18 protein-coding genes and 1 riboswitch are annotated in these 16,970 nt (G+C 32.4%); of the genes, 12 read left to right on the top strand and 6 right to left on the bottom strand.

From position 1 onward, the window contains the following. Positions 1–5: 5 nt before the first annotated feature. The gene (locus DWV06_RS06310) at positions 6–725 is read right to left on the bottom strand and encodes an expansin EXLX1 family cellulose-binding protein (protein ID WP_328587639.1); all 720 of its coding nucleotides are present in this window, start codon (positions 723–725) and stop codon (positions 6–8) included. 262 nt (positions 726–987) lie between these two features. On the opposite strand from DWV06_RS06310, the gene DWV06_RS06305 reads away from it, so the two are divergent. The 3 genes from DWV06_RS06305 (at position 988) to DWV06_RS06295 (ending at position 3,879) form a co-directional block, all read left to right on the top strand. Beyond that, positions 988–1,194 carry a helix-turn-helix transcriptional regulator gene (locus tag DWV06_RS06305; RefSeq protein WP_115481338.1) on the top strand — a complete coding sequence of 69 codons (207 nt, stop codon included), beginning with the start codon at positions 988–990 and terminating at the stop codon, positions 1,192–1,194. Further along, entirely contained in the window at positions 1,188–1,610 is a 423-nt protein-coding gene (locus tag DWV06_RS06300; protein WP_115481337.1) for a hypothetical protein, read from the top strand. Before DWV06_RS06305 ends, DWV06_RS06300 begins: the two co-directional genes overlap by 7 nt. Before the next feature lie 91 nt (positions 1,611–1,701). Beyond that, complete coding sequence (locus DWV06_RS06295) at positions 1,702–3,879, top strand: serine hydrolase domain-containing protein (RefSeq protein WP_235828905.1); 2,178 nt, start codon at positions 1,702–1,704, stop codon at positions 3,877–3,879. Between the two features lie 60 nt (positions 3,880–3,939). Here the strand turns inward: DWV06_RS06295 and DWV06_RS06290 are convergent, their stop codons facing one another. Together DWV06_RS06290 and DWV06_RS06285 are read right to left on the bottom strand one after the other, a co-directional pair. After that, positions 3,940–4,971 (bottom strand): permease prefix domain 1-containing protein, encoded by a 1,032-nt coding sequence (locus tag DWV06_RS06290; RefSeq protein WP_115481336.1) that lies wholly within the window; start codon positions 4,969–4,971, stop codon positions 3,940–3,942. A gap of 1 nt (position 4,972) precedes the next feature. Next, entirely contained in the window at positions 4,973–5,302 is a 330-nt protein-coding gene (locus DWV06_RS06285) for a PadR family transcriptional regulator (RefSeq protein ID WP_115481335.1), read from the bottom strand. 168 nt (positions 5,303–5,470) lie between these two features. Between DWV06_RS06285 and DWV06_RS06280 the strand changes: the two genes are divergently transcribed. The 7 genes from DWV06_RS06280 (at position 5,471) to DWV06_RS06250 (ending at position 12,244) form a co-directional block, all read left to right on the top strand. Continuing rightward, on the top strand, positions 5,471–6,649 hold the full coding sequence (locus tag DWV06_RS06280; protein WP_115481334.1) for a YibE/F family protein: 1,179 nt from the start codon (positions 5,471–5,473) through the stop codon (positions 6,647–6,649). Next, a complete protein-coding gene (locus tag DWV06_RS06275) occupies positions 6,582–7,370 on the top strand; it encodes a YibE/F family protein (RefSeq protein ID WP_115481333.1) in 789 nt (262 codons plus the stop codon). Before DWV06_RS06280 ends, DWV06_RS06275 begins: the two co-directional genes overlap by 68 nt. 108 nt (positions 7,371–7,478) lie before the next feature. Continuing rightward, positions 7,479–7,592: riboswitch (FMN riboswitch) on the top strand. Between the two features lie 228 nt (positions 7,593–7,820). Next, complete coding sequence (gene ribD / locus DWV06_RS06270; RefSeq protein WP_115481332.1) at positions 7,821–8,906, top strand: bifunctional diaminohydroxyphosphoribosylaminopyrimidine deaminase/5-amino-6-(5-phosphoribosylamino)uracil reductase RibD; 1,086 nt, start codon at positions 7,821–7,823, stop codon at positions 8,904–8,906. Between the two features lie 4 nt (positions 8,907–8,910). Beyond that, on the top strand, positions 8,911–9,558 hold the full coding sequence (locus DWV06_RS06265; RefSeq protein ID WP_115481331.1) for a riboflavin synthase: 648 nt from the start codon (positions 8,911–8,913) through the stop codon (positions 9,556–9,558). A gap of 12 nt (positions 9,559–9,570) precedes the next feature. After that, the gene (locus DWV06_RS06260; RefSeq protein ID WP_115481330.1) at positions 9,571–10,806 is read left to right on the top strand and encodes a bifunctional 3,4-dihydroxy-2-butanone-4-phosphate synthase/GTP cyclohydrolase II; all 1,236 of its coding nucleotides are present in this window, start codon (positions 9,571–9,573) and stop codon (positions 10,804–10,806) included. A 66-nt stretch (positions 10,807–10,872) separates the two neighbouring features. Then, positions 10,873–11,334, top strand: coding sequence for a 6,7-dimethyl-8-ribityllumazine synthase (ribH, locus tag DWV06_RS06255; protein ID WP_115481329.1), 462 nt, complete (start codon positions 10,873–10,875; stop codon positions 11,332–11,334). A gap of 28 nt (positions 11,335–11,362) precedes the next feature. Continuing rightward, positions 11,363–12,244 carry a LysR family transcriptional regulator gene (locus tag DWV06_RS06250; RefSeq protein ID WP_115481328.1) on the top strand — a complete coding sequence of 294 codons (882 nt, stop codon included), beginning with the start codon at positions 11,363–11,365 and terminating at the stop codon, positions 12,242–12,244. A 52-nt stretch (positions 12,245–12,296) separates the two neighbouring features. Here the strand turns inward: DWV06_RS06250 and DWV06_RS06245 are convergent, their stop codons facing one another. Beyond that, entirely contained in the window at positions 12,297–13,673 is a 1,377-nt protein-coding gene (locus tag DWV06_RS06245; RefSeq protein WP_115481327.1) for a phytase, read from the bottom strand. A 405-nt stretch (positions 13,674–14,078) separates the two neighbouring features. On the opposite strand from DWV06_RS06245, the gene DWV06_RS06240 reads away from it, so the two are divergent. Continuing rightward, positions 14,079–15,353 carry an adenylosuccinate synthase gene (locus DWV06_RS06240; protein ID WP_115481326.1) on the top strand — a complete coding sequence of 425 codons (1,275 nt, stop codon included), beginning with the start codon at positions 14,079–14,081 and terminating at the stop codon, positions 15,351–15,353. 14 nt (positions 15,354–15,367) lie between these two features. Then, positions 15,368–15,973, top strand: coding sequence for an HAD family hydrolase (locus tag DWV06_RS06235; protein WP_115481325.1), 606 nt, complete (start codon positions 15,368–15,370; stop codon positions 15,971–15,973). 5 nt (positions 15,974–15,978) lie between these two features. On the opposite strand, the gene DWV06_RS06230 is transcribed toward DWV06_RS06235, so the two are convergent. Both DWV06_RS06230 and DWV06_RS06225 read right to left on the bottom strand, forming a co-directional pair. Continuing rightward, on the bottom strand, positions 15,979–16,212 hold the full coding sequence (locus DWV06_RS06230) for a hypothetical protein (RefSeq protein WP_115481324.1): 234 nt from the start codon (positions 16,210–16,212) through the stop codon (positions 15,979–15,981). Between the two features lie 97 nt (positions 16,213–16,309). Further along, a complete protein-coding gene (locus DWV06_RS06225; protein ID WP_115481323.1) occupies positions 16,310–16,858 on the bottom strand; it encodes a DUF6512 family protein in 549 nt (182 codons plus the stop codon). Positions 16,859–16,970: the final 112 nt, after the last annotated feature.

The following is a 16,970-nucleotide window of genomic DNA, read 5'->3' as shown; positions in this document are numbered from 1 at the left end:
TACTTTTAATTCGCATCAGGAAATTGTACATTTCCCGGTACAATATAAGCATTGGAAGTTCCGGACTGCAGGAGCCCTGAAAGAGTATCTGTAATAGTATTACCGTTGATATCTGTCATTCTTATTTTTACTGGTCTTGTTCCCATGTTTGTAGAAATGAAATGATTCCATTCAGTCTTTTCCATATTGATCCACTGGCCATCTTTCAAATATTCCATTTTCAGTACAGGATATTTGTGATTTCGAACCTGAATAGCAGCCCAGTACTGGCTGCTTCCTTCCTTAATTCGATAAGATACATTTCCACTAATGGGTGCTTTAACTATACGCCAATTCACATTGATTTTACCAGCTGACATGTCTCCGATTTTCGCAAATGAAGTAGGGCATAAGTCTAAACCTCCCTTTGTAGCCTCTGGATATAAATCATTTACATAGACAATAGTGCGGCCTTTTGGACCTTTCACTTCTAAATATGCACCAGCTAAAGCTGCTTTTACGCCAAAACGATTATAGTCTGTTGGGTTTAAAGCTGTAATTTCCATATTGGATGGAATAGGATCCAAAAGTGCAGCTCCTCCAGAATAACCAGAACCGGTATAGGTAGCATAACCGTAATTGGTTTCAGTTCCTGCAGCTAAGACTGGTAAAGAGACACATATTAGTAGAATCATTGCGATAATACTAGAAATACAGAATTTGATTTTGTAATAATTGTTATACATTATAACCTCCTTAAGTGAAATCTTTGTAGTTAATAAGTGCTATAATGTAACAATTACGAATTTTTCAACTGCCAAATCTGTTTTAAATTTTTTTAATTTGTATTGGAATGTAAAACTTATTTTAGTATAGCTGGTAAGATATGTCAACCATGTTTCTTTATAATTATTACAAAAAGAATGGAAAGCATGCTTGACATTTGCACTGGTAAGTGGTATTTTTATATGGAAAGCATACTTTCCAAAATGTTGAAAGGAGGATACTGTGAAAAATAGATTAGAGGAAATACGAAAGCAAAGAGGAATTAAGCAAGAAGAATTAGCAAATGCTTTGGAAGTATCGAGACAGACCATAGGTTCTTTAGAGAATGGACGATATAATCCATCGATTATTTTAGCATTTAAAATTGCACGATTTTTTGAATTGAGTATTGAAGAAATTTTTATTTACGAGGAGGAAAAACCATGTTGAAGAAAAAATCTGTTTATGTAATACAAATTTTGATTGGAGTTTGCCTAATTGGAGTAGCGTTGGCATTTAGAGTATGGGGAGGAGGTTACAAAAACTTGGAAGGCGTTTGTATTGGTATAGGAGCTGGATTGTTTGGAATAGGTATTTCAAATTTTTTTAAAAGAGAATTCGAAAATAAGAATCCAGATTTGCGCAGAAAAAATGAAATTGAATATAAAGATGAGAGAAATACAATGATTCGAAATAGAGCGAAAGCAAGGGCAGCAGATATTATTCAATGGTGTATATTGGGATTAGCATATATTACAATTCTTATTAATGCAGCTATTTGGGTCACATTGGTAACCACTTTGGTCTTTTTAGTATATCACATTTTAACAATATATTTTATGAATCGCTTCTCTAAAGAGATGTAGGGAAAGTTGACATAAAAGGATTTTTATTATAATATTTAATCACGTATTTAAAGAAAACAATAAGGGGTTTATAAATAAGGAGGAGACAAAAGTGAATAAACGTACCTATGCTTTTTTGTTGTCTATGATATTTAGTATATCAACAACTATGACAACTTTTGCTACAGACAGGAATTTAACAGGAGTATTGCCAGAAAAAGTCCAAATGATTGAGGGAGCAGAAATCCAAAGTGCAGATACTTCGAACCAGGAAAAAGTAAATAATAATCAGGTAAATGCTGAATCCGGTTATGAGAATACAAAAGCCGTTGCAATTCAAAAAGCTTCCAGTATTATTAATGATTACGGAAGTACAAGCGTTCAGTATGCATTAATTGATAACGGAAAAATTGTACTTTCCGGGAATTCCGGAGTATATTCAAAAGAAGACAATACCGCTTTAACAGCGGATACGATGTACGGTACAGGTTCAGTTAGTAAGATGTTCGTTACGACCGCTGTTATGAATTTGGTGGATAAAGGTAAAATTGAGCTAGATGCACCAATTACAAAGTATATAAAAGAATTTAAAATGAAGGATAAGAGATATAAAAAGATTACAGTAAGAATGCTCTTGAATCATTCGTCAGGGATAATGGGAACAAGTATTCGTAACTCAATGCTTTTTGGAGATAATGATTCTTTTGCACATGATACTTTGTTAAAACAGCTAAGATCACAACGTTTAAAGGCTGATCCAGGAGCTTATTGTGTTTATTGTAATGATGGATTTCATCTTTCAGAAATACTGGTAGAGCGTGTGACAGGAATGAGTTATACAGATTATATAACAAATACAATTTTAAATCCTCTCAAAATGAATAATACAAAAACACCACGTAGTTCCTTTGATAGAAACAGGCTGGCTAAGGCATATGCTGCTGGTATTTCAAATCCTTTACCAGAAGAAAATACAAATGATATTGGGTCCGGTGGAGTTTATTCCAGTGCGGAAGATTTATGTGTTTTTGCCACTACTTTCATGAAAAATTCTAATGGACTCCTGACAGAAAAATCCAGAAAAGAAATGGAAAATAAAGAATATCTAAAAGGAATTTGGCCCAAGGATACAAATAATATATTAGGTTATGGATTGGGCTGGGATTGCGTAAATCTTTATCCTTTTAACCAATACAATATCAAAGCATTAAATAAAGGAGGAGATACGGCTGCTTATCATAGTAGTTTCATGATTTTACCGGAACAAAATATGGCGTTAGCAGTAGTGAGTTCCGGAGGAGTTAGTTCTTATAATATGGTAATGGCTCAAGAAATTTTGTTGAATGCATTAAAGGAAAAGGGTATCATTAGTCAAATTAAACCGGATAAAACATTTCATACCCCCCAAAAAGAAACGGTTCCAGAAACAATGAAGAAATATGAAGGTTTATATGTATCAAGAAAAGGATTACTTGATATCAAAATAGACGAATGCGGTACATTAAGTATCAATTCTCATGATAAAGCACAACAGGGTACAGAAACTTACGTTTATACGAAAGATGGAACCTTTGTATCACAGGACGGAGCAATTAGTTTAAAATTTGTAGACGAAAAGAATGGAAGAACTTATCTTCAACAAACAGAATATGGAACCATACCATCTTTAGGCCAAACAGTAAGCGACTTGTATATAGCACAGAAAGAAAATGGAAATGATTTATCAGAAATGGTATCAGTTTGGGCAAAAAGAAATGGAAAGAATTATTATTTGTTAAATGAAAAATATTCTTCAAGTTTATACTTGACTCCTTATTATAATTTTCAAGTTAATTTAGAAAATGAATTAGGATATCTTATATCAGATATTCTTATAAATAAAATAGAGAATAAAAAATCTGCCATTTCTATTTTAGATGGACCTGGTACATTGTCGCGTGATTTATATGACGTTAATTTTTATAAAAAAAATAAGTTTGAATATTTAAAATCTGGTGATTCTATTTTTATTGAGGAAGATGCGATAAAAACTCTTTCTACAAAGAATAAGTTCAAATGTACCATAGGAAAAAAGGGATATGCAAAATGGTACAAAATAGGAAGCGGTTCAGCAGGAAAGGAAATAACGGTAGACTCACCTAAAAATTCTAGCTTTGTTGTATATGATAATAATGGAGCTTTGGTAAATAATTCTTGGATTACAGGAAATACAAAAGTGATATTACCGAAAAATGGTAAAATAGTATTTTTAGGTAATGCAAGCACTAAATTTAACATTCAGTACAAATAAAGTATTGACCATAAATTTCAAGTATTAACTTGAGATTTATGGTCAGAATCTAATTCTCTATTATTTAATTCTGTTTTCTCTGCTAAGAGTATTACATATTGTACTAAAAGCACCGAATAGGATACCAGTTATTGGAAATACGACCCATGAAATATCCCAACGTTGTTTAAAAAAACCTAAGTAAAAGAATACACAAACGGTAAGAGGCCAGACAACAGAAGCGACAGCACCGATAATTTTGCTGCTTTTTGAGTTTTTATGTTCTGGTGAATATTCTTCCAATTCTAATAATCGATTATATCCTTCTTTCATATTTCCATAAATGATAAAAATATATACGGCTACAGTAACGATTATTAGTAGAAGAATAACACCAAAAGAAGAACTATTTTTAATAATAGGAATAAAACTGGCATTTGAAATTCTATTATCTTCTATAAGAGAACCTGCAATGACCGGTATAACTGATAGAATACATAAACTTACTCCGATAATGATAGCGCGGTTAAAGGTAGGAAGAAAATCTTCAAATTTTGTTTTCAATTGTTCTTTTACATAAGGGTCCATTTGAAATGGATTTTCCAAGTAATTATATTTTTCCAGGCTTGTTCCAGAGTAGATAAATAATGCAACTGCAGGAACAATGAAACAGATAAGTGCAATTACACCAAACATGGAAGCTGTATCTTCTGAAAGAGATCCAAGAATGCCAGTTTCAGCAAAAGTGCTAAGGCATATTAGTAAATTTACACCAATTAAGATTAGTGCAACGCCGATTGCAATAAGACGTCCGAATTTATTCTTTTCATCGAGATAGGTGAGAGCGGTTTCCAGTGTAATAATTGGATGGTTTTTTTGTTGTGTTTGAGAGGTAGAATTATTTGAAATTCCAAATTCATTCATCAATTCATCAATGTTTCCAAATTCAGAAATCACAATACCAATGGCTTCATTTTCAGATTTTCCTTCATTTTTTAGTTCATGATATTTTTCTTCCATATTGGATAGTAAATCCTCTTTAATTTTAAGTGTTTCAGGTGTTTGGGGTATTTGAGCAAACATTGTTTCTAAATAATTTTTAATGGTTTCCATATTAATTCATCTCCTTAATAAATTTTTCAATAATTTCTTTTGTTAAAATCCATTCTTTACATTTTTCCTTGTAGTATGTAATACCTTCAGGAGTAATTTTATAATAAGTCCGACGTTTTCCCTGGGTTTCGGTTCCATGATAAGAATCGATATAACCGTTTTTTGATAAACGGTTAAAAGCTGAATAGAGTGTCGTTTCTTTCATGGTAAACTTTTCATCTGTCATTTCCTTGATTTTTTTTGAAATTTCATAACCGTAGGAATCATTTTCGAGTAATAAATATAATATAATTGTGTCGCTGTAGCCACGGATCACATCACTGCTTATCATAGTACTCCTCCTTTCAAACTATATTATCAGACGTACTATATCTGTCGTAGTAATAATGTTATACCATAATTACTACGACAGGTCAAGTAAAAAAATAACATTGACGTACTTTATTTTCTGTTTTAGACTAGTAAGTATTAAAAAACAGGAAGATAAGGAAGCGTTATTATGGCATTAATAAAAAAATATTGGAGCAATAAGAAAGTTATTATAGCAGGAATTGTAATTATACTTTTTTTAGCTGTATTGATTTTAGCAGATAATAATTATTGCTTTTATCATAAGACAATAGCTAGTGTAAAATCAGTCCAAGAGAAATATATAGAAAGTCAAGAGGGACCGAATGGAGAGCAAGAAAAGTATTATATACAAAGAGTCAAGGCCGTTGTCAGAAATGGAATTTATAAAGGTAAAGAAATCAATTTTAAAAATACATATTCATATTCAGGAATAAAAAATGAAAAATATCAGTCAGGTGAAGATATATTCATTGAAATAAGTGAAAATGATGGTAAGTTATCTGGAACAGTTTCGGGAATAAAGAGAGATAAGTATGTGGTATTTTTAGTCGGTCTATTTGTAACTGCATTAGTTCTTATAACAGGTAAGCAAGGACTTCTTACGTTATTATCGTTGCTAGTAAATATTTTAATATTCATATTGGCAGTCGGTTTTTATTCGAAGGGAAAAGATTTTGAAATTCTTTGTTTTGTTATGGTCATTCTTTTTAATTGTCTGACTTTACTTATTTTAGGTGGAATTTCGCGAAAGACCATAGGAGCCATGGTATCAACATTGTTAGCAGTGGCCGCCACTTATTTTATCTATACAATTGTTACATTTATAGAACATCCTTCCTATGAGTTGATGGATTATATTGTAGCTCCTAATGACTTAGGTAAGATTTTTATGGCTGGAATCATTATTGGGTGTCTGGGTGCTATCATGGACGTTGCAATAACAATGAACTCGGCTGTACATGAATTTGCCCATACAGCAGAACATTTAACATGGAAATCATTGATTAAATCAATTCAAGAAATTGGTTACGATATTATGGGAACTATGATCAATGTATTACTTTTTACCTATATTAGTGGGAGTCTGCCGGGAATTATTTTAAAAATAAAAAACGGTTATTCGTTAAATACATTGGTACAGTTCAATATAGTTTTTGAAATAATAAGATTTTTAGTTGGATCCATTGGTATCATATTGGCAATTCCAATTTCAGGTTTTATTGCAGTAGTATTTTTAAAGAAAGAAGGCATAAACGGAAATGTTAGTAATCTTAAGCATTATATTTTTAATTTTAATTGTTTTAGTAGGTGGAGAAAGAGGCGTTAAATCTCTTTTATCTCTTTTAGGTAATATTATAGTATTGGTTATTTGTATCTATGTAATAACGTTAGGAATGCCGCCAATTGTAATTACTTTTCTAGGTTCCATTACATTTTGTTTGATAACAGTATTATATCAGAACGGAACAAATTTAAAGTCTTATAGTTCCTTAATCGCTGTTTTTTTGGTTATTTGTATTCTGAGCATTGTAGTTGCGATTTTAGGACATTATTCTCAAATGGCAGGCTTTAATGAACTGGAATTATGTGAAGATATCAGCCAATTATCAACTGATATTAAAATAAATATGCAGAGCCTGATGATTACTGTGATTATGTTAGGGTTATTAGGTGCAGTTATGGATACATCGATAGCTATCGCTACATCTATTTTTGAAGTATATCAAAATAATAAAGAACTCGAGTTACATGATTTGATGAAATCAGGAAAATCAGTGGGAAGAGATATATTGGGAACAACAGTAAATACACTTTTTTTCGCTGGAATTGGTGAGACTTTGATGATGTCTGTTTTATTTTCAAAGTTTGGTTATTCATTTGAAAAGATTATAAATTCTAAAGTTTTTTTTCAAGAATTTTCTATTATTGTTATTGCCAATATTGGATGTTTAATTATTATACCTATTACTACAATAATAATAAGCAATCTTTTAAAATCCAAGAGTGCTGTTGCTGTTAAGATAAGAAAATTATGTGATGAAGTTTAGCTGTTTTATAAGTTAAAAACTAAGTTATCAGTATGTAAAATAAAAAAAGATATGTCAAATACTTGTAAAATTTAATTTACTATGTTAAACTATATATCGTAAATTTAATAAAATCTTCAGGGCAGGGTGCAAGTCCCTACCGGTGGTAAAGCCCACGAGCCGCAAGGTTGATTCGGTGAGACTCCGAAGCCGACAGTATAGTCTGGATGAAAGAAGAATGATATAGTGATTAATATAGTTCTTAATCTAAGAATTGTTCAATTAAGTATATTTGTAATGCTTGCTCTGAAATGAAGTTTCATTTCAGAGTTTTTAATTATAAAATGGTATTTAATTTTATTCTAAGAACAGAATGCCCCGAAGATTTCTTGGGGCATTTTTTATTGAAATGGATCTGGGAGTTGATGAGTCGTACTTTATTAAATTAAATTTAAGAAAGGGGTGCTATTAATGGATGAGCATTACATGAGAATAGCTCTTGAATTAGCTAAGAAAGGTTGTGGATGGACCAATCCAAATCCTATGGTCGGAGCAGTGATTGTAAAAGATAATCAAATTATTTCAAAAGGGTATCATGAGAAATATGGAGAATATCATGCCGAGAGAAACGCAATTTTATATTGTATGGAATCCATGAAGGGGGGCACCATGTATGTTACATTAGAACCTTGTTGTCATTACGGGAAGACTCCACCATGTACAGAAGCAATCATAAAAAATGGTATCAAGAAAGTAGTTATTGGTTCGGTTGACCCAAATCCTGCAGTGGCTGGGGGCGGAATTAAGATTTTGAGGGAACATAATATTGAAGTTGTAACCGGAGTTTTGGAAAAAGAATGTTTGGAATTGAATCATGTATTTTTTCATTATATCAAGACAAAACTTCCGTATGTAGTTATGAAATATGCTATGACCTTAGATGGAAAAATAGCAACTTATACAGGGGAATCGAAATGGATTACTGGAGAAAAAGCTAGAAATCATGTGCATAAATCAAGAAATCATTATTCTGGTATTATGGTAGGAATAAATACGGTGATAAATGATGATCCACTGTTGACCTGTAGGTTATCAAATGGGAAAAATCCAATACGAATTATTTGTGATAGTAAATTGCAGATTCCATTAGAATCTAAGATAGTTCAATCTGCAAATCGGTTAGAAACATATATTGCGACCGGTTCAACGGATAACGGAAAAATAAAGACTTTAGAATCCTTTGGCTGTAAAGTTCTCATCATTCCTTTGAAGAATGGGCATATTGACTTAAGAGAATTAATGAAACGAATAGGTGAGGAAGGTATTGATAGTATTCTTCTAGAGGGCGGTGGAACATTAAATTATGCTGCATTAACAGAGGGAATTGTAAACAGAGTGCAAGCCTATGTAGCTCCCAAAATTTTTGGCGGTATTATGGCAATCAGCCCGGTTGGAGGAAGAGGAGTAGAGTTTCCGAATGATTGTATAAACCTGGAATTAATAAATCAGGAACGGTTTGATCAAGACTTGCTGTTAGAGTATATCGTAAAGAGGTGAAGGAATGTTTACAGGAATTATAGAAGAAATGGGTGAAGTAATAGAAATCAAAAAAGGAGTAAATTCATCACATTTAACATTAAAGGGAAATATAATTTTTGAAGATTTGAAATTGGGAGATAGTGTAGCTGTTAATGGGGTTTGTTTAACAGTGACTGATTTGAAAAAAGATACTTTCACAGCTGATGTTTCAGGAGAAACTTTGAAAAGAAGTTCTTTAGGCAGGCTGAAAATTGGAAGCAAAGTAAATTTGGAGCGGGCGATGGCGGCAAATGGCAGGTTTGGCGGTCATATAGTTTTAGGACATGTTGATGGTACTGGAGTGATAGCTAAGAAAGATATGGATGGAATTGCAACCTGGATTACAATTCATGCATCTCAGGAAATATTAAGATATATAATTCATAAAGGTTCTGTTACAGTAGATGGAATCAGCCTTACAGTCTCCTCTGTTGATGAAAAAGGATTTTCGATAACAATTATTCCCCATACAGGGAATGAAACAACACTTTTGCAAAAAAAAATAGGTGATATTGTAAATTTAGAAAATGATATGGTAGGAAAATATATAGAACAATTTTTAATGCAACCTGCAAAAGAAGAGAAAGATAGTAATATTACACTTGATTATTTAATAAAAAACGGATTTTAAGGAGATGATATCATGTTTAAATATAATACAATACTTGAAGCGTTAGAAGATTTAAAGGATGGAAAATTAATTATAGTAACAGATGATGAAGGAAGAGAAAATGAAGGAGATTTAATTTGCGCTGCTGAATTTGCTACAACAGAGAATGTGAATTTTATGGCCGCAAAGGCAAAAGGATTAATTTGTATGCCTATGAGCCAGCAAATTGCAGACAAGCTTTTTTTGTCACAAATGGTGACCAAAAATACAGATAATCATGAAACTGCTTTTACAGTTTCGATTGATCACATAGATACAACAACTGGAATCTCTGCAGAAGAGAGAGGAATTACTGCTAGAAAATGTGTGGAAGAAGGGGTAAGACCTGAAGAGTTTAGAAGACCGGGTCATATGTTTCCATTAGTTTCCAAGCCTTATGGTGTTTTAGAGCGTGATGGTCATACAGAAGCAACGGTTGATTTATTAAGATTAGCGGGCTTAAAAGAATGTGGGCTATGCTGCGAGATTATGGCAGAAGATGGAACAATGATGCGTACTTCACAGTTAATAGAATTTGCACAACAATACCAACTAAAATTTATTACAATTAAAGATTTAATAGAGTATAGAAAAAGTACAGAGATTTTAGTTGAACGAATCGTAAAAGCTGAGATGCCGACTAAATACGGCAAGTTTGAAATTTATGGTTATGTTAATAAAGTAAATGGTGAACATCATGTAGCATTAGTAAAAGGTGATGTGGCTGATGGAGCACCTGTACTTTGCCGTGTACATTCCGAATGCCTGACAGGCGATACATTTGGCTCTTCCCGCTGTGATTGTGGAGAACAATATGCAGCAGCAATGAGACAGATTGAAAAAGAAGGCAGAGGCGTGTTACTGTATATGAGACAGGAAGGTAGAGGAATAGGTCTTATTAATAAGTTAAAAGCTTATCATTTACAAGACCAAGGAATGGATACAGTAGAAGCGAATCTTGCACTTGGTTTTGAAGAGGATCTAAGAGAATATTTCATCGCAAGTCAGATGCTCAATGATTTAGGAATCAATCAGGTAAGACTTATGACGAATAATCCGGATAAGATATCACAGTTAAAGAATAGTGGTATGAATGTTGTGGAAAGAGTTCCTATTGAAATGAAACCAAATAAGTTTGATGCTTTTTACTTACGAACCAAAAAAAAGAAAATGGGACATATTTTAGAAATCGATGATTCAATACAAGAATCTATACATCAAATATTGTAATCATGCAGGTATAAATGATAAATAATTAGAACTGATAACAACAAAAAAGGAAAAAGGAGAAAGAAAATGAAAGTATATGAAGGAAAATTAGTAGCAGATGGAATGAAAGTGGGAATTGTAGCAGCCAGATTTAATGAATTTATTGTATCTAAATTGTTAAGTGGAGCAATTGATGGTTTGACAAGACATGATGTAAAAGAAGAAAATATTGAAGTAGCATGGGTTCCCGGTGCATTCGAAATACCTTTAGTTGCCTCCAAAATGGCAAAAAGTAATAAGTATGATGCGGTTATATGTCTTGGAGCAGTTATCAGAGGTGCAACTACACATTATGATTATGTTTGTAATGAGGTTTCTAAAGGTGTTGCGCATGTAGGATTAGAAACGGGAATTCCGGTTATTTTCGGTGTTGTAACAACAGAAAATATTGAACAGGCAATTGAAAGAGCGGGAACAAAAGCAGGAAATAAGGGATATGATTGTGCGTTATCTGCTGTAGAAATGGTGAATTTACTAAAAGAAATATAAATTTTACGTTTAAGGTTCGGTACAAAATATGTATGTTAATTTAGAGTACTATAAGATTTTTTATTATGTAGGAAAGTATAAGAGCATTACGATAGCAGCAGAAGAATTATCAATATCTCAACCAGCAGTAAGTCAGGCAGTAAAACAATTGGAAAAGGCATTAGGAAGCGCACTGTTTGTCAGGACGTCCAAAGGTGTGCATTTGACTTCAGAAGGAGAAGTTCTGTATTCTTATATCAAAAGAGGATATGAAACCATTTTGTTGGGAGAGAAGAAATTTCAGGAATTACAAGAGTTAGAAGCTGGAGAAATTAGAATAGGAGCAAGTGATATGACACTTCAGTTTTACTTGCTTTCTTTTTTGGAAGTGTTTCATGAGAAATACCCTAAAATTAAAATATCTGTGACAAATGGACCTACCCCTGAAACATTAAGTTATATCAAAGAAGGTAAAATTGATTTTGGGGTGGTAAGTTCGCCTCTATTAGAAACACAGGATTTAAAAATACAAAAAGTAAGAGAAATAGAAGACGTTTTTGTAGCCGGGTCCAGATTTAAACATTTACAAGGTAAAAAACTAAGCTATAAAGAATTAGAAAAATTACCAATAATCTGTTTAGAAGGGAATACGAGTACAAGAGGATATGTAGATAAATTTCTAAAAGAGAATGATGTAATTTTATATCCGGAATTTGAATTTGCTATCAGTGATATGTTAGTTCAATTTGCATTGAAGAATTTAGGAGTTGCAGGGGTAGTCAAGGACTTTGCACAAAAATATATTGATTCTGGAGAACTGTTTCAACTTAAATTTGAAAAAGAGATTCCTAAACGTGATTTTTGTATCGTTACTGATGAAAAACTACCAATTTCATCAGCAGCGACGAAACTGCTTCAATATTTGGTTTGAATATGAAAAGCCTCAAGCGTAAGAACAGACTGCTTGAGGCTTTTTTCTGATATTATTTTGTAACTTTGATTTCTACGGATTCATCATCAATTTCATATCCATCAGTTACTACAAATTTAACTTTATGACTGCCAATTTGATTTGCATTAGGAGTCCAGCTGAATTGTTTTGTTTTTTCATTAAATACGGCACCTTTAGGCAAGTTGAGTACGTAATGATCCAAATCATGATTATCAGGATCTGAAGTCTTTATATTTAATGAAAGTGTATGATTTGCCTTAACTGAAGTATCTTTGATATCTTCCATCTTCGGAGCTTTGTTGGTTCCTTTCGTTGGATCATAATCAGATTTTTCATTTAATTTAAGTGCTTTTGCAATAGACTTCCATGGTACTACTTTATGATTTGAAAATTCTGTACCATCATTAGAATGGTCATGACATATGAACATACCATTTGAGAAATGACCGCCAAAATCGACATTACTAACATCGCAACCGTCTGTTTCTGTTGTTTCATCAATGGTATTTGTAGCCCCTACCGTAAAAGCTCCAAGAAATTTATTGCTTTTTCTATCGTAAACTTGGAAGGTATTATTTCCTTGACTTGAGCAGATAATGTAACCTTTATCTTTGTGGTCACCATAATATAATGTGACACCTTCTACGTCTGCCGTCAGATGACCTCCTGCAGAAGCATTTACGTTATCCACAGAAGTTCTCTTATCTCCATCGCTAGGTTCGGCACCATATTTCCATAATCCAACATTTTCTTCACCAATGTAAAAGCTGCCTAATTCATCATCTGCAACACATCCTTCAACTTGGCTTCCTACATTAAATGTACGTGCAAGATTTCCTTTTATTGTTCCGTTGTCACCGTTAATTTCCCATTGTTGTACGGTACCATCTTTCCAGTTTACAAAAAAGTAAATTTTACCGGTTTTTGGGCTTTTGTACATACAGCCCCCATAAGGTTTTTCTTTGTTAAGAGCAATGTCTCCAACTTTTGCAACTTCTCTTGTAACGGAATTGACCTTATAAAAACTTAGGCATTTATCAGATTCGTCTACAGCACCAACCAGTGCGACTAATTGATTTCCCAACTTAAAATTATAACGGATATCTAAGTTGTTCAGATAACTTTTTGCGTCTAGATATTGATTTTCCGTACCATCTAAATTCCATGTTATAAGACCGCCGTGTTTATCATCACCTATAATTAAGCTGTCTTCTTCATCATCTGGATTGACCCATACACATGTGTCATCCGCATTATCACCAATATTGTGCGCAGGAGTTGTTTCTACTACAGGATATACAGTTTTGACATCATCGCTGGCAAATACGGGTGGTTTCGCAATTAAGCATGTCGCAGTAAGCATACTTACTGTAACACCTAGTTTCCAATACATTCTTTCTTTAAACATTTAATTCCTCCAATCTAGTTAATAGTATTGTGTTGTGAATAGTTTCTAGTGTGAGCACTCACACATTTATGTTAATAGTATATATTTAGGTAGGGGGGTGATTGTAATACCTAAATATATGGAAAATATTAACACAAGGAATATTATATGTTAACCATAAGAAGTATTTTGAAACAAATAATTAATATTTTGTAAGTAATTTTTTAATATTTACCTTAAATAAGGATGATAAAATCATATAAGTGTAAGTTAAATGACATAGTGCATAAGTTATAGTTATATCAAGTATAATCTATATTGATTTTACTTATGGTCAAAATTATAGTATAATTTAGAAGCAAAACAGAAAACTATATCTATGCATAATGTAGAGAATATTTTAAATTGATAAATAGGAGGCATTTTATGGTAAAAGCAGTTGTAGGTGCAAATTGGGGCGATGAAGGAAAAGGAAAGATTACAGATATGTTAGGAAAGGAAGCGGATATTATTGTCCGTTATCAGGGCGGGGCGAATGCTGGTCATACGATAGTAAATGATTATGGTAAATTTGCATTACATACCCTTCCTTCAGGTGTATTCTATGATCATACTACAAGTATTATAGGTAATGGAGTTGCATTAAATGTACCGGTACTATTTGAAGAAATTAAAGAAATCGTGAAACAAGGGGTACCGATGCCTAAAATATTAGTATCAGATCGAGCTCAAATTGTTATGTCGTATCATATTTTATTTGATGAGTATGAAGAAGAACGTTTGGCAGGAAAGTCTTTTGGTTCTACGAAATCTGGGATTGCACCATTTTACTCTGATAAATATGCCAAAATCGGTTTTCAAGTAAGTGAATTATTCGATGATGAATTAATAATTGAAAAAGTGAACAGAATTTGTGAGACCAAAAATGTACTATTAGAACATTTATATCATAAACCGCTTCTGATTCCGGAAGAGATCGTAAAAGAATTAAAAGAATATAAAGATATGATTGCACCATATGTTTGTGATGTTTCTGCATTTTTAGATCAAGCAATCAAAGAAGGAAAAGAAATTTTGTTGGAAGGTCAGTTAGGTTCTTTGAAAGATCCTGATCATGGTATTTATCCGATGGTTACTTCTTCGTCTACTTTGGCAGCATACGGAGCAATTGGGGCAGGAATTCCTCCTTATGAAATTAAAAAGGTAATTACTGTATGTAAGGCGTATTCAAGTGCAGTAGGGGCTGGAGCCTTTGTAAGTGAAATTTTTGGTGAAGAGGCAGATGAACTGAGAAGAAGAGGAGGAGATGGCGGCGAGTATGGTGCGACCACAGGTCGTCCAAGACGTATGGGCTGGTTTGACTGTGTTGCTTCAAAATATGGATGTAGAATTCAGGGTACCACAGATGTAGCATTTACAGTATTGGATGTATTGGGATATTTAGAAGAAATTCCTGTTTGTGTAGGATATGAAATTGATGGTAAAGTGACGACCGATTTTCCAACGACATACCTTTTGGAAAAAGCCAAACCTGTATTTGAAATTTTACCCGGCTGGAAACAGGATATTCGTGGAATTACAGAATATAAGGAATTACCAGAAAATTGTAGAAAATATATTGAGTTCGTAGAAGAAAAAATAGGTTATCCTATAAAATTAATCTCAAATGGACCAGGAAGAAACGATATTATATATAGATAAAGGAGAAGATACAAATGATTGATACAATAGTTTTTGATATTGGAATGGTAATGGTAAATTTCTGCTGGGAAAAGTATTTAAGGTCTTTTCAATACTCAGAAGACTTGTATCAATCAATTGCAGAGGCTATGTTTTTAAGTCCACAATGGAATGAATATGATAGAGGAGAATTAACAGACCAAGAGATGTTAGCGCTTTTTATCAGAAACAGACCAGAGTATAAGAAGCAGATAAAAGAGGTTTTTGCCAACTTGGGAAAAACCATAGAAGTGTATGATTATACAGAAAACTGGATTCGAAGACTACGAGCAAAAGGCTATAAAGTATACTACTTATCGAACTTTTCAAAAAGAACATTAGTACAGGGAGAAAAAGAAATGAAATTCCATAAAGAGATGGATGGAGGTCTTTTCTCTTTTGATATAAAAAAGATAAAACCGGAAAGAGAAATCTATCAAATTTTTATTGAGAAGTTTAATATCAAGCCGGAACGTGCTGTTTTCTTAGATGATAATAGGAAGAATTTAGAAGGTGCAAAACCTTTTGGGTTTCATACCATTTTATTTACCTCTAAAGAAAAAGCAGAAAAAGAGCTGCATAATCTCGGTGTAGAGTGGTAAAACTTCTATTTTTGATTATCAATATTTTCTTTATCCTTACCATAATATTTTTTGATTAATTTGTATATATAAGTATAGATATAAATTAGTGTTGGAATGGCAATAGTAGAAAATAAACTAGCTTTAAATAATAGCTTTGTACTATCGTTATCAAAAAGTGCGAAAATGAATGTTAATAAATAAAGACCAAGCAGAAGTATTAAACCAATTAATGCTAAGATTCGTTTAATATGTTTCACAAAATCACCTCCAATGTTTTGACATATATTGTAACATAAAAAGTAAAATAAAAATAGTATAAAAAATAGATGCATAATTTTGCATCTATTTTTTAGTTCATTTGTTTGAACGTATTTGAAAAACTCCATAGGTATCGGTAACTGGATCTAGAAATAGATTTAACTTAGGAGGACTAAATGTAAAGAGTATGAATATGGATAACAAGAAAAATATAAGAGCAAGGCCAGTTTCAGGTAGAAATTTAGAAAACATTCCTTGTATGGTAAATTGATAACCTAATCCATAAGTCAAAATCACACTGAATATAAAGATAAAAATGTCTAAGAATAGATAATTCCTGCCAAGGATACCTGTATAAGTATAAAAAAGTACTATGATAGAAAGCAAACCAATTAAAAGACTGACGGCATTCGACATTAACAAATTTGGGTACTCATTACCCAATACAAAATATTCAAAAATAGAAAATAGAAGAAATGGGATTAACAAAAGTTTTAAATGTTCCCATACGGATTCATTTACAGGACTAAATAGCGCTACAAATGGATGGAAATCAGACCATTCATAGGCAAAGTGTAATAATGTACCAAAAATTATTGTAAATATAATTCCAATGATTTGATAGTATTTTAATTTACTATTCATAATTAACACCCCGCATTATGTATATGATTTGTTTATTCTTGATATGAATAAAATATAATTTTGTATAGTAAAAATGGTTAATTAATTATCATCTGTCAAGCATTTTTGACTA

It is taken from the genome of Anaerosacchariphilus polymeriproducens, assembly GCF_003363435.1.
Classification (GTDB): domain Bacteria; phylum Bacillota; class Clostridia; order Lachnospirales; family Lachnospiraceae; genus Anaerosacchariphilus; species Anaerosacchariphilus polymeriproducens.
Note: the sequence above shows the minus strand (reverse complement) of the source record. Positions and strands in the feature narration are given on the sequence as shown.

What these genes read in the sequence shown, in the direction of transcription:
- DWV06_RS06310 (WP_328587639.1), bottom strand. Translation starts at nt 725, where the DNA reads ATGTATAACAATTATTACAAAATCAAATTCTGTATTTCTAGTATTATC.
- DWV06_RS06300 (WP_115481337.1), top strand. Translation starts at nt 1,188, where the DNA reads ATGTTGAAGAAAAAATCTGTTTATGTAATACAAATTTTGATTGGAGTT.
- DWV06_RS06290 (WP_115481336.1), bottom strand. Translation starts at nt 4,971, where the DNA reads ATGGAAACCATTAAAAATTATTTAGAAACAATGTTTGCTCAAATACCC.
- DWV06_RS06285 (WP_115481335.1), bottom strand. Translation starts at nt 5,302, where the DNA reads ATGATAAGCAGTGATGTGATCCGTGGCTACAGCGACACAATTATATTA.
- DWV06_RS06280 (WP_115481334.1), top strand. Translation starts at nt 5,471, where the DNA reads ATGGCATTAATAAAAAAATATTGGAGCAATAAGAAAGTTATTATAGCA.
- DWV06_RS06275 (WP_115481333.1), top strand. Translation starts at nt 6,582, where the DNA reads ATGTTAGTAATCTTAAGCATTATATTTTTAATTTTAATTGTTTTAGTA.
- ribD (WP_115481332.1), top strand. Translation starts at nt 7,821, where the DNA reads ATGGATGAGCATTACATGAGAATAGCTCTTGAATTAGCTAAGAAAGGT.
- DWV06_RS06265 (WP_115481331.1), top strand. Translation starts at nt 8,911, where the DNA reads ATGTTTACAGGAATTATAGAAGAAATGGGTGAAGTAATAGAAATCAAA.
- DWV06_RS06260 (WP_115481330.1), top strand. Translation starts at nt 9,571, where the DNA reads ATGTTTAAATATAATACAATACTTGAAGCGTTAGAAGATTTAAAGGAT.
- ribH (WP_115481329.1), top strand. Translation starts at nt 10,873, where the DNA reads ATGAAAGTATATGAAGGAAAATTAGTAGCAGATGGAATGAAAGTGGGA.
- DWV06_RS06250 (WP_115481328.1), top strand. Translation starts at nt 11,363, where the DNA reads ATGTATGTTAATTTAGAGTACTATAAGATTTTTTATTATGTAGGAAAG.
- DWV06_RS06245 (WP_115481327.1), bottom strand. Translation starts at nt 13,673, where the DNA reads ATGTTTAAAGAAAGAATGTATTGGAAACTAGGTGTTACAGTAAGTATG.
- DWV06_RS06240 (WP_115481326.1), top strand. Translation starts at nt 14,079, where the DNA reads ATGGTAAAAGCAGTTGTAGGTGCAAATTGGGGCGATGAAGGAAAAGGA.
- DWV06_RS06235 (WP_115481325.1), top strand. Translation starts at nt 15,368, where the DNA reads ATGATTGATACAATAGTTTTTGATATTGGAATGGTAATGGTAAATTTC.
- DWV06_RS06225 (WP_115481323.1), bottom strand. Translation starts at nt 16,858, where the DNA reads ATGAATAGTAAATTAAAATACTATCAAATCATTGGAATTATATTTACA.